Here is a 14,182-nt window from a genome sequence, read left to right as displayed (position 1 = left end):
CCCTCAACTGCCGCACCCTCGACCGGTTCGAGGAAGAGCGCGCCTTCCTGTTCGGCGCCGGAGTTCCCCGCCGAGTTCCTGCCCGGCGCCCGGGAACTCGGCCGCGAGGACCTGACGTGAGAAGCGTTCCACATCCTGGAAGTGGAACGGCTCAGGTGAAACGAGCCCCGGCGGACGCATCCTGGGCAGATCCTCCCGCCGGCCGTTCTACAAGTCGTTCCACAATAAGTGTTCCGAAAGGCCCGTACGGAATCGACTTGCGGTACGGTTCGGCCATGGGAACCCACGACCACCCCGCCACCGGGGTCGACCTCGGGTACGCCCGGGTCTCCACCACCAAACAGCACCTGGAGCGCCAGCTCGCCGCCCTGGCCCAAGCGGGCATCGGCGATGACCGGATCTACGTGGACAAGAAGAGCGGTGCCACGGTCGACCGGCCCGGCCTGGCCGCCCTGCTCGCCTACGCCCGCCCCGGTGACACCGTCGTCGTGCAGACCCTGGACCGGCTCGGCCGGAACATGCGCGAAGTCCTCAACCTGGTCCACGATCTGGGTGAGAAGGGCATCGGGGTGCGCTCGCTGGCCGACCCGCTGCCGATCGACACCGCTGCCGAGGGGATGGGCCGCATCGCCTTCCTGCTGCTGGCGCTGTTCGCCGAGATGGAGCGCACCTTCACCGCTGAACGGGCCGCCCACGCCCGCGCCGTGGCGGAGGCGGCAGGCCGCCGTATCGGCCGTCCCGTGGCCCACGCCGACGACACGATCGAGTACGCGCGGCTCCTCAAGGGCCAGGGCGCCAGCCTCGGGCAGATCGCGGCCAAGACCGGGATCCCCAAGACCTCCCTTCACCGCTACCTCGCAGAGCCGGCCCCCGCCAACATGCCGATGGGGGATGCATAGCAGTGAGAGACCAACTTCTCGAGGGCCGATACCGGCTGGTGCGAGAGCTCGGCGAAGGCGGCATGGGGCAGGTATGGGAGGCACAGGACGAGACACTGGGGCGTCCCGTCGCCGTCAAGCTGATCTCCCGGCTCGCTGGTGACGGAAGCCACAGCGACGAGGCACGCGCCAGGTTCCTGCGCGAAGCACGGATCACCGCTCAGCTCCAGCACCCCAACATCGTGACCATCCACGACCTCGGCGAGACCGGCACGAAAGACCGCAGAGTCCCGTTCCTGGTGATGGAAAGGGTCCGCGGTGAAGGCCTGGACAAGGTACTGAGCCGAGGCGCCGTCGCTCTGTTGGATGCGGCCCGGTGGGGCACGCAGATTTGCGAGGCGCTCGACGACGCGCACGAAGCAGGGGTCATACACCGGGACATCAAGCCGTCGAACATCCTCATCACACCGTCCGGCATGGTGAAAGTCCTCGACTTCGGAGTTGCGAGAGCAGCCGACCCCTATGCGGCCGCGGACCGCTTGACCCAGACCGGCTTCATCGTGGGCACGCTTCCGTACATGGCCCCTGAACAGGCACGCGGCTTTCCCGAACCGCGCAGCGACCTCTACGCCCTGGGGTGCCTTCTCTTCGAGCTGATCACGGGCCGGCCGCCGTTCCAGGCCTCCGATGCCATGGGCTACCTCTCGGCTCACCTCACTCAGCAACCTCCCTTGCCGAGTTCGGTGAGGAAGGGCATCCCCTCCGTCTGGGACGACCTCGTGCTGACCCTGCTGCGCAAGGAGCCCGCCCAGCGGTACCCGAACGCCGCCGGCCTCGCCCAGGCCCTGCGCCAACTTGACCGCGCACCTCAGCCCGCACTGTCAACAGACGTGTCCACCCCACCTCCCACCATGCCGGTCACGACTCCGCTCCCGGCCGCAGTCTCCACCTCCGGGGCGAGCAGCGCCCCTCCGCAGCCGCAGACGGCATCGACGAGTACCCCGGCACACCTTCACGGCCCGCCGATGAACACGGTCCGCGCAACACTGGAACGGTTCGGCCCCCCGGTGTTCTTGTGCTTGTTCTTCAACTCGTTGGTCGATTACTGGTTCGCCTTGGATGTGAGCCGGGGCCCGGTGGGCGGCTTGGATATGGGCCGGGTGAACTTCCTCGTTTTCCTCATCATCGTGGCGGTCATCTGGGTGTTCACGGCAGCACTCACCCCGCGCTTCAGAGGACTGATGCGCGGGACGGGGTACGCAGTCGTGGCTGTCTTCGTCGTGGGCCTCGTGGTGGATGTCGTGTTCTGGATGCAGGAGCCAAGGTCAACCATCGCTGCCAGCGGCTCCTACTACACCTGGGGCGGGCCGCTGCCCATCTACGTGGGGAGTGTCCTGACCGTCGCGGCGTACTGCTATCGCGACATCAAAACCCGCCTAGCCCGGTCGGTCCACAGCAGGTCGGACAGCGGTAATGCTTCGGTCGCAGGCTCGGATTGAACCTCCGTGCATAAGACTTCGGACACTCGTGCAGACGGCTTCGGAGACGGACACCTCGCGGGGGCGCCGAACCACTCGGCAACGTGTCGGGAAAACGTGGTGGAAACCCCGGGTGTCCGACAACCCGGATCACGCCGTTTCTCCTACGCTCGCCGGATGGGCGCCGGACTCACCCCGCCCGAGGACCCCCTCGCCCCCGCACCCGCCGCCGCCGGCGGCGGCGGGGCGCTCATCGGTTATGCCCGGGTCTCCACCCAGGGACAGAAGCTCGACCGCCAGTTCGCCGCGCTGACGGCCGCCGGGTGCTCCCGCGTCGTCGCCGACGAGGCCAGCGGCCGCGACGCCGAGCGCCCCGACCTCATCGCCTGCCTGGACTACCTGCGCCCCGGCGGCACCCTGGTCGTGCCGTCCCTGGACCGACTGGCCCGATCCCTGGCCGACCTCATCTCGCTGGTCGGCGACCTGCGCCGCACCGGGGTGGGGTTCCGTTCCCTGCACGAGGCCCTGGACACCACCACCCCCGGCGGGCGGCTCGTCTTCCACGTCTTCGCCGCGCTGGCGGAGTTCATCCGCAAACTCATCGTCGAGGGCACCAAGGAGGGGCTTCAGGCCGCCCGCGCCGCGGGCACGCGCCTGGGCCGGCCCCCGGCCCTGACACCGGAGCAGGTCCGCCGCGCCCGCGACCTGCTGAGCCGCGCTGAGAACTCGGTGGCCTCCATCGCCCGCCTGCTCGGGGTGTCCCGGTCGACGGTGTACAAGCACGTGCCGGAGCTGTCGGACGGCCGCTCCGCCCTGGCCGCCGGCCCCGACCGCTGACCCGCTGAGCCGGCCGGCCCCACCGACCGCCGGATTCCCGCAGGCCGGTGCTCCCCGGCCCGCCCCTTCGCCGTGGGCCCTTTCCCGGCGTAGGCGAATTCCCTATTCAGCTCAACCCCTCATGCGCTTCCGGCCTTATCTTGTCTGCCCCATCATTGCCGTTCGCGGCGAGCCATTGCACTTTTCCGGCGTACTTGGTCTGTCCCCCCTGTTCGGCCTCCGAGGTTCACGCAATGGTCGAGGGCGCGAGGCGGCATGGCACCGACATGGAGATCGAGACCAACTACGTCGACTCCCATGGCGCCAGCTACGTCGGGTTCGGGATCACCCGGCTCCTGGACTTCGACCTGGTCGCCAGATTCAAGCAGATCAACAAGATGAAGCTGTACGTCCCGGGCAAGGGCGACGAATTCTCCTACCCACTGCTCGTACCCGCGCTGACCAGGCCGATCCGCTGGGACATCATCGCTAACAACTACGACGTGATGATGAAGTACGCCACTGCGATCCGGTTGAGGACCGCCACGACCGAGGCCCTGCTGCGCCGCTTCACCAGCGAGACCACCCACCCGGCCTATGCCGCGATGCTGGAGGTCGGCCGCGCCCAGCGCACGATCTTCCTGGCCCGCTGGCTCCGCGACCGCGATCTCCAACGGGAGACCGAGTCCGGGCTGAACGTGGTGGAGAACTACAACGGGGTCAACGACTACATCAAGTTCGGCAAGCGCGGCGAACTCGCCTCCAACCGGCGCGAGGAACAGGAGCTGGGGATGCTGTGCCTGCACATCCTCCAGTCCGCCCTCGGCCTCATCAACACCCTGATGATCCAGGACACCCTCGCCCTACCGAAGTGGGAGGACGTCCTCACCGACGCCGACCGGCGCGGCCTCACCCCGCTGTTCCACACCAACATGACTCCCTACGGCGAGATCCAGCTGCGCACCGATAGACGCCTGGACCTGACAGGGCTCGCACCAACCAGCACGTGAGCTCTACGCAACCCTCCGACAGGCTCAAACATCTGAGCCAGGTCAGGCCCTTCCCGGCATGATTCGCCCATGAACTCCGGGCCGAAGCCGACAGTAGAAAGCTACGAACGGCTGGCCGCCGACCTACGTGGGCAGACGGTTCTCACCGTCGACTACTTCGTCCTCATGGCCGGCGACGAGGGCACCACGCCCGACGAATGGGACTACGGCGCCTGGCACGAACCCACCATGGGCATCGAGCTGACCATGGATCCAGGCTTCACCTACTCAGCGACCTGGAACCACACGTTTGGCCACTACGGCCTTGAGCTCTACCGGGCCCCGATAAGCGACTTCGTCATCAACATCGGCAATCCGGGCGGCTCCGCTCGAGTCACGGTCACCGACCATCCCTCATGGGCCAGCATCCTCGCCTCACCGATCGAATCTTGCCATATCCTATGGAGCGATCAAGAACTCGGGCCTGGGATACCAATCCCCGAAGCCGTCCACCTACGGACCGCTACAGGTCAGGCCTGGATCGTCGCCGGACGCTCAGCAGACTATCCGCCAAACGGCCGGTTCCATTTGTGCACCGACGACGTCCTCGCGGCATTTGACGCCGAAACCGCTACCCAGATCGGACTCAAAGCCTGATCACGGCTCTTAACTCGCGTCGAGTCACCCGAAGATTTCTGACATTACTCAATATCAGAAGCTCGCCACAGGCCCTACTTCTGATATCGCGGTACTGGGCTACGCTTAGCCTGGCGAAACCACTTCTGATATTGCGAGGGCCGTGTGGGACGGCAGCACCAAGCGGTACCCGAGGCGTTCACCACGATCCACGCCGCCTACGCCGCGGCGCTGGAGCGGGCTCCGCTGGATGGCGACACCCGGCGCGCCTACGACTTCCGCGTGCGGGCCTTCCTCACCTGGCTCGACAGCAGCGGCCTGGATGGCGCCCCGCTCACCGACGCCCACGACCGCGACTTCGCCGTCCGCGACTACAAGACCCACATGAAGACCGTCCTTCACCGCGCCTCGAACACTGTCAACGCCCACCTCACCGCCCTGGACCACTTCTTCACCCAGCTCGGCCTCGGCCCTGCCGTGGTGCGCCGCGACGACGCACCCAAGCTCGCGCCCCGCGCCCTGGACGCCCGCCAGCAGAAGCGGTACTTGCGCGCCGTCGAACGCCGCCCCCTCGCCCGCGACCGCGCCATCGGTCGGCTGTTGTTCTACTCCGGCGTCCGGATCGCCGAACTCGTCGCCCTGGACGACAACGACGTCCCCTGTCCGCACGGAAGGGCAAGGTCATCGTCCGGTCAGGCAAGGGCGAGACCTCCCGCGAGATCCCGCTCCTGGACGGCACCGCCCGCGTCTCAGTCACCGAGTGGCGCACCGAGTGTGCGTCCTGGCCCGGCGCGGCCGACAACCCCGTCCTGCTCCTCAACCAGCGCGGCGGGCGCCTGTCGACCCGGGCCGTCGACCAGCTCATCGACGAACTCGCCACCGACGCCGAGATCGTCGACGACGCGGGCGCCCTCGCCCTGTCCGCCCACACCCTGCGGCACACCCTCGCCACCAACCTGCTGCGCGCCGGCGTCGACATCGTCGTCGCCGCCGAACTTCTCGGCCACGCCCGACTCGACACCACCCGCCGATACACCCTGCCCACCCACACCGATCTCGAAGACGCCGTCGGACGCCTCCCCACCGACCAATAGGCCAAGGAACGATCTCCATGACTGACCGAGCACCGGACGCACACCATGCCCTGGTCGCGGAGGTGTCCGCGACCAGGGCGGACCACCTGGCCACGCCGTTCCCTGACGGCCTGCGCTGGGTAGACGCGCCCAGCGGCGAGTCGGCTCCGGCGCTCGACGCCTACCTCGCCGGCTGCATCCAGACCTTCATCACCAACCACGGGACACTCGACGCCGAACGTCGCCAAGTTCTGATCGACTGCGCCGCCGAGCTCGCGAGCCTCCTCGGCGATCTTTCTGGCGACGAAGCCGTCTACGTAGCCAGGATGCTTCGGACCGCAGACCTCATCTCCGCACAACCCTAGCAGACACACGACCGCTGACCTGGGCGAACTCAAACGGGTGTACCTGGTTGCACGAGTCTTACCGACACCCCTACTCGCGCGCCGAGTACCTGTTCAAACAGGCATCCCGGGTCTGCGACCCGCACGGGCAGGGGTGGACGCTGCACCAACTGCGCCACAGCACCCTGAGCGACCTGGCCGCCGCCGGACGCACCGCCCCCGAACTCCAGGCCAAATCCCGTGAGGAGATCGTCGGCGCGGCGTTGGCCCCGGTGACTGTGTGGTGGTACCGCAGAACATTTCGGGCCTGAGCTTCCCGGGGGGGCAAGAAACAGAAACCCCAAGAATGTCGTCGGTCGGTCTAGGCATGGACCGGGCCGGGCGGCCAGGTCGCGCTGCTGGTCTATGTCGCACGACATACACGCCCACATCCGATAGTGGCAGCATTACGGTACGGGGCCACTGCTGCTGCGGCCCTCCGCCGCCGAAAGAACCGCGCCACCGCCATGACCAGTCATCCGCCACCTGACCCCACAGCCGAGCCCCCATCTGCCCCGCCCTCGAACCGGTCACCGAACCCGGACACCGAACCCGCCACCTGATCGGCTGGTGCTGGACCAGGCGGTGTGCGTGGAAACCGCAGACCCGCGCCCGGCGCCGCATCCGCTCAGCCCCCGCTTCCGCGACCAGATGATCGCGCGCCGCTGGCTGGGCGACTACCTGCGCTACTCGGCCGACAACCTGAACCGCGACGGCGACCACGACCAGGCCACCGCCTTCCGCGCCGCCATCACCCCGGTCCGCGCCGACGGCCACTCCGACGTGGGCACCGTGCACCACCGGGTCCTGTCGGCCTCCGCCTGGTGATCACCCGGTGCGAGACGGGCGCGCAACTGGGCGGCCTGCCCACGCAGCTCGGCCACCGCGGCGGCGACCTCGGCCTGCAACCGCGCCGCCACCACATCCGCCTCATCCAGGCCCTCGTCCAGGCCCTCGTCCAAGCCCTCGTCCAGGATCGCGTCTGGATCCGTCGGCGGGGCGGTGGCGGGATCGCCTGGTGGCTGCGCGTCCATCGCCTTCGTCATGACGCATGGGACGTCGTGCCCCCTGGCCGCCAGGAGTGAGTGGCGCCGGGGAAGCACGACGTCCACTGACCTATCTCCGCCTGCGCACTCGCCGGATCGACCCTGCTCGGTCACTCCAGGCGACGTTTGGCGCGGCGGGAGCAAGACCTTCGATGGCGCTAGGTTGTGTCGTCAAAGTTCATAGCCACATCAGCACGGCGGCCAGGGTGATGGCGGCCTGGTAGGACTCGGCGGTCTTGTCGTAGCGGGTGGCGATGCCGCGCCAGTGTTTGAGCTGGTTGAAGCAGCGTTCCACCACGTTGCGGCGTTTGTAGACCTCGGGGTCGAAGCTTGGGGGTCGTCCGCCGCGTGCGCCGCGGCGGACCCGGCTCGCGACCTGGTCGGCGCGTTCGGGGATCGTCGCGCCGATTCCGCGCCGCCGCAGGTGGGAACGGATGGCCCGGCTGCTGTAGCCCTTGTCGGCCACGATGTGGTCTGGACGGGTGCGGGGCCGCCCCGGTCCCGGACGCGGCACCCGGATCTGCTCCAGCACCGCGGTGAACATGGTGCAGTCATTGACGTTGCCGCCGGTCACCACCAGCGCCAACGGGCGGCCCCGTCCGTCGCAGGCCAGGTGAATTTTGCTGGTCAGTCCGCCACGTGATCGTCCAAGCGCCCGGTGGCGGCGCCCCCTTTTCGGGCCCCGGCGGCGCTCTGGTGAGCCCGGGCGATGGTGGAGTCCACCGCCACCAACCAGTCGATGTCCCCCTCAGCATCGGCGCGGGCTTGGGCGGCCTGCAGCATGGCCGTGAAGGTGCCATCGGCGGCCCACCGGCGAAACCGGGTGTGCAGACTGGCCCAGGAGCCATAGCGTTCAGGCACATCCCGCCAGGGCGCCCCGGTGCGGAACTTCCACACGATCCCGTTCAACATCCGCCGGTCATCGGCCCGGGGACGGCCCATCCGCTGCCGCGGCAGCAACGGCTCCAGCACTTCCCACTCGGCATCGCTCAGCTCACGGGCGACGAACCATGCTTTCAAGGATCGCCAGCAATCCAGCCGACCGCATCCACTTTGACGACAGAACCTAAGGCGTCAAGTGCACTAAACGGTTAGCGACCTGATCAAGTCCCCGGAAGACCCACCTTATGGCGCCTATGGAACTGATCGAACGCTGGCGACAGATCGTCATCAAGTCCAAGCCGTGGGGCTTGTTCGCTTACGGAACCTGCCTGTTCGTGCCGAATCCGGTGGATGATCTGGAAACTCACTCGATCGAAGTGCTCCGCGAGCATGGCACTGTTCCTGACGGGAGGCCTGCACGATCCTTCGGGATCATCGACTTCCCCCTGAGTACGGCTCGGGCTGGACGGTCACCGGGCTTTATCCTGGCCTCTACAGCTACGTCAGTCCTGATGGGGCTGTCGACAAGAGCGACGCTGTGGTTCTCGCGCATGCACAACAGGCGCATAACCAAGACAGCATCCAGCTACGGGTCATCCACGTTGAGGACCCTCGACGGCGCTGAGGAGAGGATCTCGATGTCGTTCTGGGGGCAGACAGTGCTTGTGGCGGATGCGATGAAGCCTTGACCGGGTCGTAGAGCTGCCTGGTCTGGAGGCAGTGGAAGAGCTGGCCGAGCATCCGGTTGAACAGGTTGGCGCAGGGTGGCCGGGTGTCGGCTGCTGCGGTCGCGGCGCTGCTGGTAGTGGGCGCGGGCCGGCGGGTGGTTGGTGGAGGCGGCGAATGCCCAGACGGACCCGGCTACGGCCAGACGGTCGTTCTTGATGACCTGGTGGGTGATGCTGCGGCCCGAGGCGCAGGTGACCGGGGCCGACCCGGCATAGGCCTTCAACACGCGAGCGTCGGCGAAGCTGGTGCGGTCGTCGCCGATCTCGGCCAGGACGCGGGCTCCTGTAAGTTCGGCCAAACGCTTGTCCCCGTCGGGCGGCCTCGCCGGGTCGCCATACAGACATAGATGTTTGCTAGTTGGTCGGATCGCTTTCTTCGGGCCGTTCTAGGGCGATAGATTCCGATCATGGGTTGGGACGGTGACGGGGTGCTGGCGGGTCGGTACCGGAATCTCGGCCGGATCGGCCAAGGCGGGATGGGTTCGGTGTGGCGCGCCCATGACATCGACCTCGACCGCGAGGTCGCCATCAAGGAACTCAGGGTGCCCGAACAGGTCACCGACCAGGAGCGCCGTGTCTGGTACGCCCGGATGGAACGCGAGGCCCGCGCCGCCGCTCGGCTGAGGCACACCGGCATCGTCACCGTCCATGACCGGGTGATGGGCGACGACGGCCGTCCCTGGATCGTCATGGAACTCGTCCGCGGCCGTTCCCTCGAACAGTTGCTGGCCGAGCGCAAGGCGCTTCCTCCAGGCCAGGTCGCCGCGATCGGGCTGGCGATGCTGGACGCCCTCTTGGCCGCCCACGCCCAAGGCGTGGTCCACCGCGATGTCAAACCCGCCAACGTGCTCCTGGAAGGCGACCGGGTCCTGCTCACCGACTTTGGCATCGCCGCACTGGAGGGCGACGTCACCATCACCCGTTCGGGCATGGTGCTGGGCACTCCCGCCTACATGTCCCCCGAACAGGTGGAGGGCAAGGCGGTCACCCCGGCCTCGGACCTGTGGTCGTTGGCCGCCACCCTGTACGTGGCTGTCGAGGGCCACCGCCCGTTCGACGGGCCCAGCCATGGAGCGGTCTTCGTCGCGATCGCCACCCAGCAGCCGCCCGCACCTCGGTGCGGAGGCCCGCTGGCGCAGGTACTGAACGGTCTGCTGCGCAAAGATCCGAACGAACGGCTCTCCCCCACCCAGGTCCGCGATCTGCTCAACACCGTGCTGAACCCCGCGCCCGCCACCACGGCCGACGTCGGGCCGCCCATCCGTCACCGGCTACCACGAACCACCGTTCTCCAGCCGCCTACCAGCGACGTCCCGCTCCGGCGTCATCGAACAAGGCTCGTCAGAGCCGCCCTGCTGTGCGCTGCGCTCGCCGCCCTGACCTTCATGCTGGGGCCGTGGAGGGGGACCAGTGGAAAGAACCCCATCGAGCTGTACGCGGACGAGACGATCATGCTGTTGCTGCCCGTGGGCGTGGCGTTCATCGTCATGTGTGGGCTGTGGTTCCTGCCGCACCGGCCAGCGCTCGTCCTCGCCCTGGTGTTCGCGATCCTCGGCTGCCTTCACCTGGAGGCCCTCGTCGTGTACGGACGGGGGTGGGCCAGAGACGTCCCGGTCGTCGAGCCCCATGTCGGATTCGAGATCTCCTGGGTGCTGAGCACGATCGCGTTCATGATCGCCTTCACCGCGGTGAACCCCTCGCTCGCCGGACAGGTGACGAACCCGTCCGCCCGCTCTGCCCTGCTCACTGCGGTCGTGCTCGTCGAAGGCCTGGTGGCGCTGCTCTGGGTCGTGCCCATCTACGAGATGGCAGGGTCGGGGCTGGATCTGGACTCAGACCACAACGCCCCCCTCATCGCCCCCCTCATGCTGCTGGGCCTGATCTGGCTCGGCGCCCAGCCGTTCATCTGGTCGAGCAAGATCAGAACCGAGTTCTCCCGCCGCTGAAGAACCAGCCACCAGCGACGCCCAGCGGCTGGTTGGACGTCATCGGCTGTCGCGCAGGGCGGCGTTGATCTGGACCAGCAGGGCAGTGTAGGCGGTGCGGGTCATGGTCGTGTTGGGCAGGGTGATGTCGAACGGCCGCAAGCGCCTGGCGCGGCTGCCGCTGCTTGAGGACGTTGGCCAGCTGCGGTCAGCGAGCCTGGTCGGCGGTGGGGCATACAGCTGGATGCCGCCGAGGTTCTTCAGCCGGGGCAGCAGTTTGAATCCCAGCAGCTCGGTGAAGGCGAAGCCGACAAAGCCGCCGACGGTGGCGCCGTGGGTGTCGGTGTAGCTGGCGTCGATCTCGGCGTCGGTGCCGTGCCGCAGCAGCCCTTCGATCATCGCGGCGGCCTCGGAGGAGGAGCAGGACTTCAGCTGGGAGTAGACGCACAGCCGCCCCCGCCAGAGCGTTGGCGGAGCTGGCGCTGCTGCACTACTGGGCCGGTGACCAGGAAAGGGTCGAACAATTGCCCTGGCAAGCCGCTGACGCCGGGGACGCCAGTGCGTTGGGGGGAGCTGGTGCTGATGTATCGCCGGGCGGGTGACCAGGAAGGGGCTGGACGCCTGCGTCGGTTCGGATTGGACGCCCAAGGGAAGGTCGAAGACCCGTGGGGCGAGTAGGCAGATGAGCTCGCATTGTTGTGCGCCCTCGGGCACCGAAGACGCCTTGCTGAGCTGCGCGGATGGTCCACTGGGAACGAGCCACACCCGCCGGGACAGGTGCAGTACGTCCCGACTCCCGGTAGTACGCGCCGAAAATCCAACGAATATCCCTGACCTGTACTGATGTGGCAAGTGCGGTCAGCGGTGTCGGCGGGTGGGGTCTTGTTTGGCGAGGGCGGCGCCGACGGCTTCGGCGGTGACGTTGGTGTAGATCGCCAGGGAACGGATGTTGGCGTGGCCACTGAGGCCCATCAGCATCGGGGCGGACCAGCCGTCCTCGGCCAGGTGGGTGAGGCGAGAGTGGCGGAGCTGGTGGAGGGTGAAGCCGCGTTTGCGCCGGTCGTGCTTCTTGGTGCTCTGTTTAAACAGGTACTCGGCGCGTTCGTAGGAGAGCCGGCCGCGGCCGGTGTGGGGGCACAGATCAGCGTCTGCAGGCATTCGTGCGGGTGCGGGACGCCGGTCGGCCAGGAACAGCGGGCCGCTGGTGCGGCCGTTGATCAGGCGCGGGAGCAGGCGGGTGGTGCCGGACTGCCAGTGGATCCAGCGGGTGGTGCCGCCCTTGCCGAGGATGCGGCCGCGTTTGTTGTCCAGGTCCAAGTGCTCGATGTTGAGTGCCAGGACCTCATCGGCGCGGGCGGCCGATTCGTAGGCCAGCCGCCAGAGTGTCTTTTCGCGTAGTGGCACGTCGCGGCGATCCAGCAGCGCGGTGATGATGTGCCGGTCGATGGCGCGGGTGCGGTCCCGGATCTCGGGGCGTCGTTCGATGAGTGCGGCCAGGTCGGTGGTGATCCAGCCGCGGCCGGGTGCGGCCGCCCAGGCGCAGAAGGAACGCAGCGCCGAGCGGTGCCGGTTCCAGGTGCGGGCGGCCGCGTCGCCCCACGCGTGATCGAACAGTGTGGCGGTCTGTTCGGCGGTCACCTGGGCCAGGGGGGCGGGGTCTCCGAACTCGCGGCGTAGCCGCCGCATCGTCTGGCCGTAGGAGCGCAGCGTGTCGGCGTCCAGGTCGCGGCGGGCCAAGAACGCGTCGGCCGCCTCGGCCAGGGTGACACTGGCGACAGGAACGGCGCGAGCGGTCATCAGATCCGGGAACCCCGCGGCCGAAGGCGGGTGTGTAGCTCACCGTCGTTGCGGGGTACCGTTCTTGGGCTGTGGCCCAGATGGCCGGCCAGGCCGCGGGTACGATTCTGGTCGTCCCTGGAGTTGATCATCACTTCTGCCACCCTGTTCGCGGCGATCAGGACCGCCGGGCCCGCAGGGTTGGTGCGCACCCGGCCATCTCCTGATTCGGCCACGGCAGCAGCACTCTGGGAACCGAACGTACCGGGGTGCTCGTCGATGGTCTTGATTGCCGACCGCCTTCCCACTGCCCAGCAGAGCTGTCCAGATCGTCGTGGTCGAGACGGCCCGGCATCACCACCGGGTCGTCTTGTCGGTCACCGCCACCTGGCGGATCTCGTCAACGCCCACGGAAAAGCGAGCGCCGCGCAGGTCCGCGCCGCGCAGGTCCGCGTTGTTCAGGGGCGCGTTGGTTAGGTCCGCGCCGCGCAGGTCCGCGCCGCGCAGGTCCGCGCCGCTCGGGTTCGCGTTGCGCAGGTTCGCGTAGCGCAGGTCCGTGCCGCGCAGGTCCGCGTTGTTCAGGTCCGCGCCGCGCAGGTCCGCGCTGCGCAGGTCTGTGCCAAGGCTCCGGTCCGTATCACCCCCAGATCTCCTCACGAAGTGGGACACGCCGCTGCCCCGGTCCAAGCCCAGGCGCGCTTGGCTCAGGTTCGCGCCACTCAGGCGCGCGCCGCGCAGGTACGCACCGGTCAGGTCCGCGTTGACTAGGTACGCGCCGGTCAGGTGCGCGCTGCGCAGGTCCGTGTCGCGCAGGTCCGCGTAGCCCAAATACGCCTCGATCAGGTACGCGTTGCCCAGGTACGAGCCGCGCAGGTCCGCGCCGCCGAGGTCGGCTTGGTTGAAGCGGGCGTTGCCGAGATCGATGTTGGGGCTCCGGATGCGGTGTAGGTCGAGGGGCGGGACGGGGTGGGGGTTGTTGGCCAGGGTGGTGAGTGCGGCGGCGATGTCGACCGAGGGATCCAAGGGAAGGCCTTTGCCCTTGGTGGTGGGGGCGGGCGCTCGGTCGCGGATGAAACCGGCCAGTACGGCGGTGATGGCGGCGCGGTCGCGTTGGGAGTCGGCCAGGAGCCGGTTGAGAGCGTGGATGGCGCCAAGGCGGATGGTGATGTTGTCGTCGGCGAGGGGTTCGAGAGCCTTGGCGTAGCGGTCGGTGAGCTGGCTTTCCCTGGCGATTCGCACGTTGTCCTGGGAGGTGCGCAGGTCTTTTTGGGCGGTGCGCCAGGCTAGACCGGTGAAGACCAGGGTGCCCGCGGTGAACAGCACACCGAACAAGATTCCCAGCGAGTTGAGCCACTGATGCCGTTCGGCCCGCTGCTGGTTGCGCAGCTCCATCCGCACCTGGGCGGGGAGCCGGTCGAGGTCGGCCTGGGTCGGCATTGTGATCCGCACTCGGGACCGCCTCGGCAGCGATCGGCGCCGCCTGGCGATGGCCGGGGGGCGTGCGGTGCCGCCCTGCCCGCCATCGTGTCGCGCCGGCTCGTCCGGATCAGTCCCACCCGGACCGATGGGGTC

15 protein-coding genes and 3 pseudogenes are annotated in these 14,182 nt (G+C 68.1%); 12 read left to right on the top strand and 6 right to left on the bottom strand.

Going from position 1 to position 14,182, the window contains the following annotated elements; all coding sequences use genetic code 11:
• The first annotated feature begins 275 nt into the window (after positions 1-275).
• The 5 genes and pseudogenes from HNR61_RS23690 (at position 276) to HNR61_RS23670 (ending at position 4,818) form a co-directional block, all read left to right on the top strand.
• Positions 276-899, top strand: coding sequence for a recombinase family protein (locus tag HNR61_RS23690; protein WP_182845380.1), 624 nt, complete (start codon positions 276-278; stop codon positions 897-899).
• A 38-nt stretch (positions 900-937) separates the two neighbouring features.
• Positions 938-2,377: a serine/threonine-protein kinase gene (locus HNR61_RS23685; protein WP_220509713.1), complete on the top strand. Its 1,440-nt coding sequence runs from the start codon at positions 938-940 to the stop codon at positions 2,375-2,377.
• 156 nt (positions 2,378-2,533) lie between these two features.
• Positions 2,534-3,193 (top strand): recombinase family protein, encoded by a 660-nt coding sequence (locus HNR61_RS23680; protein ID WP_182845379.1) that lies wholly within the window; start codon positions 2,534-2,536, stop codon positions 3,191-3,193.
• A 209-nt stretch (positions 3,194-3,402) separates the two neighbouring features.
• Positions 3,403-4,182: pseudogene (locus HNR61_RS23675) on the top strand (Tn3 family transposase); the annotation flags it as partial.
• 69 nt (positions 4,183-4,251) lie between these two features.
• Positions 4,252-4,818, top strand: a complete 567-nt coding sequence (locus HNR61_RS23670) for a hypothetical protein (protein ID WP_182845378.1) — start codon at positions 4,252-4,254, stop codon at positions 4,816-4,818.
• Between the two features lie 105 nt (positions 4,819-4,923).
• Here the strand turns inward: HNR61_RS23670 and HNR61_RS50070 are convergent, their stop codons facing one another.
• Entirely contained in the window at positions 4,924-5,466 is a 543-nt protein-coding gene (locus HNR61_RS50070) for a hypothetical protein (protein WP_312898089.1), read from the bottom strand.
• Here HNR61_RS50070 and HNR61_RS50065 point away from each other — a divergent pair.
• From HNR61_RS50065 to HNR61_RS23645, 5 genes are all read left to right on the top strand, one after another.
• Positions 5,457-5,891 (top strand): tyrosine-type recombinase/integrase, encoded by a 435-nt coding sequence (locus tag HNR61_RS50065; RefSeq protein ID WP_312898087.1) that lies wholly within the window; start codon positions 5,457-5,459, stop codon positions 5,889-5,891. The two genes, HNR61_RS50070 and HNR61_RS50065, sit on opposite strands and share 10 nt — an antisense overlap.
• 17 nt (positions 5,892-5,908) lie before the next feature.
• The gene (locus tag HNR61_RS23660; protein WP_182845377.1) at positions 5,909-6,235 is read left to right on the top strand and encodes a hypothetical protein; all 327 of its coding nucleotides are present in this window, start codon (positions 5,909-5,911) and stop codon (positions 6,233-6,235) included.
• A gap of 47 nt (positions 6,236-6,282) precedes the next feature.
• A complete protein-coding gene (locus HNR61_RS46905) occupies positions 6,283-6,525 on the top strand; it encodes a hypothetical protein (protein WP_220509712.1) in 243 nt (80 codons plus the stop codon).
• Between the two features lie 319 nt (positions 6,526-6,844).
• Complete coding sequence (locus HNR61_RS23650; protein ID WP_182845376.1) at positions 6,845-7,081, top strand: hypothetical protein; 237 nt, start codon at positions 6,845-6,847, stop codon at positions 7,079-7,081.
• Positions 7,078-7,338 carry a hypothetical protein gene (locus HNR61_RS23645; RefSeq protein WP_182845375.1) on the top strand — a complete coding sequence of 87 codons (261 nt, stop codon included), beginning with the start codon at positions 7,078-7,080 and terminating at the stop codon, positions 7,336-7,338. The genes HNR61_RS23650 and HNR61_RS23645 overlap by 4 nt, the downstream gene beginning before the upstream one ends.
• A 139-nt stretch (positions 7,339-7,477) precedes the next feature.
• Here HNR61_RS23645 and HNR61_RS23640 read toward each other — a convergent pair.
• Positions 7,478-8,319: pseudogene (locus HNR61_RS23640) on the bottom strand (IS5 family transposase).
• A gap of 116 nt (positions 8,320-8,435) precedes the next feature.
• On the opposite strand from HNR61_RS23640, the gene HNR61_RS23635 reads away from it, so the two are divergent.
• Positions 8,436-8,870 carry a hypothetical protein gene (locus tag HNR61_RS23635; RefSeq protein WP_182845673.1) on the top strand — a complete coding sequence of 145 codons (435 nt, stop codon included), beginning with the start codon at positions 8,436-8,438 and terminating at the stop codon, positions 8,868-8,870.
• Here the strand turns inward: HNR61_RS23635 and HNR61_RS23630 are convergent.
• Positions 8,768-9,208: a transposase gene (locus HNR61_RS23630; protein WP_220509711.1), complete on the bottom strand. Its 441-nt coding sequence runs from the start codon at positions 9,206-9,208 to the stop codon at positions 8,768-8,770. The two genes, HNR61_RS23635 and HNR61_RS23630, sit on opposite strands and share 103 nt — an antisense overlap.
• A gap of 129 nt (positions 9,209-9,337) precedes the next feature.
• Between HNR61_RS23630 and HNR61_RS23625 the strand changes: the two genes are divergently transcribed.
• Positions 9,338-10,855: a serine/threonine-protein kinase gene (locus HNR61_RS23625; RefSeq protein WP_220509710.1), complete on the top strand. Its 1,518-nt coding sequence runs from the start codon at positions 9,338-9,340 to the stop codon at positions 10,853-10,855.
• Between the two features lie 213 nt (positions 10,856-11,068).
• Here HNR61_RS23625 and HNR61_RS23620 read toward each other — a convergent pair.
• From HNR61_RS23620 to HNR61_RS23610, 3 genes and pseudogenes are all read right to left on the bottom strand, one after another.
• A pseudogene (locus HNR61_RS23620) lies at positions 11,069-11,281 on the bottom strand (Tn3 family transposase); the annotation flags it as partial.
• 411 nt (positions 11,282-11,692) lie between these two features.
• Positions 11,693-12,631: a tyrosine-type recombinase/integrase gene (locus HNR61_RS23615; RefSeq protein ID WP_182845373.1), complete on the bottom strand. Its 939-nt coding sequence runs from the start codon at positions 12,629-12,631 to the stop codon at positions 11,693-11,695.
• Positions 12,632-12,964: 333 nt separating this feature from the next.
• Positions 12,965-14,047 (bottom strand): pentapeptide repeat-containing protein, encoded by a 1,083-nt coding sequence (locus HNR61_RS23610; protein ID WP_182845372.1) that lies wholly within the window; start codon positions 14,045-14,047, stop codon positions 12,965-12,967.
• Between the last annotated feature and the right edge of the window lie 135 nt (positions 14,048-14,182).

Origin of the sequence: Actinomadura kijaniata, from assembly GCF_014138665.1 — a bacterium.
GTDB classification, from domain to species: domain Bacteria; phylum Actinomycetota; class Actinomycetes; order Streptosporangiales; family Streptosporangiaceae; genus Spirillospora; species Spirillospora kijaniata.
The sequence above is the reverse complement of the archived record's forward strand: the minus strand, read 5'-3'. Positions and strand labels throughout refer to the sequence as shown.

What these genes read in the sequence shown, in the direction of transcription:
- HNR61_RS23690 (WP_182845380.1), top strand. Translation starts at nt 276, where the DNA reads ATGGGAACCCACGACCACCCCGCCACCGGGGTCGACCTCGGGTACGCC.
- HNR61_RS23680 (WP_182845379.1), top strand. Translation starts at nt 2,534, where the DNA reads ATGGGCGCCGGACTCACCCCGCCCGAGGACCCCCTCGCCCCCGCACCC.
- HNR61_RS23670 (WP_182845378.1), top strand. Translation starts at nt 4,252, where the DNA reads ATGAACTCCGGGCCGAAGCCGACAGTAGAAAGCTACGAACGGCTGGCC.
- HNR61_RS23660 (WP_182845377.1), top strand. Translation starts at nt 5,909, where the DNA reads ATGACTGACCGAGCACCGGACGCACACCATGCCCTGGTCGCGGAGGTG.
- HNR61_RS23635 (WP_182845673.1), top strand. Translation starts at nt 8,436, where the DNA reads ATGGAACTGATCGAACGCTGGCGACAGATCGTCATCAAGTCCAAGCCG.
- HNR61_RS23615 (WP_182845373.1), bottom strand. Translation starts at nt 12,631, where the DNA reads ATGACCGCTCGCGCCGTTCCTGTCGCCAGTGTCACCCTGGCCGAGGCG.
- HNR61_RS23610 (WP_182845372.1), bottom strand. Translation starts at nt 14,047, where the DNA reads ATGCCGACCCAGGCCGACCTCGACCGGCTCCCCGCCCAGGTGCGGATG.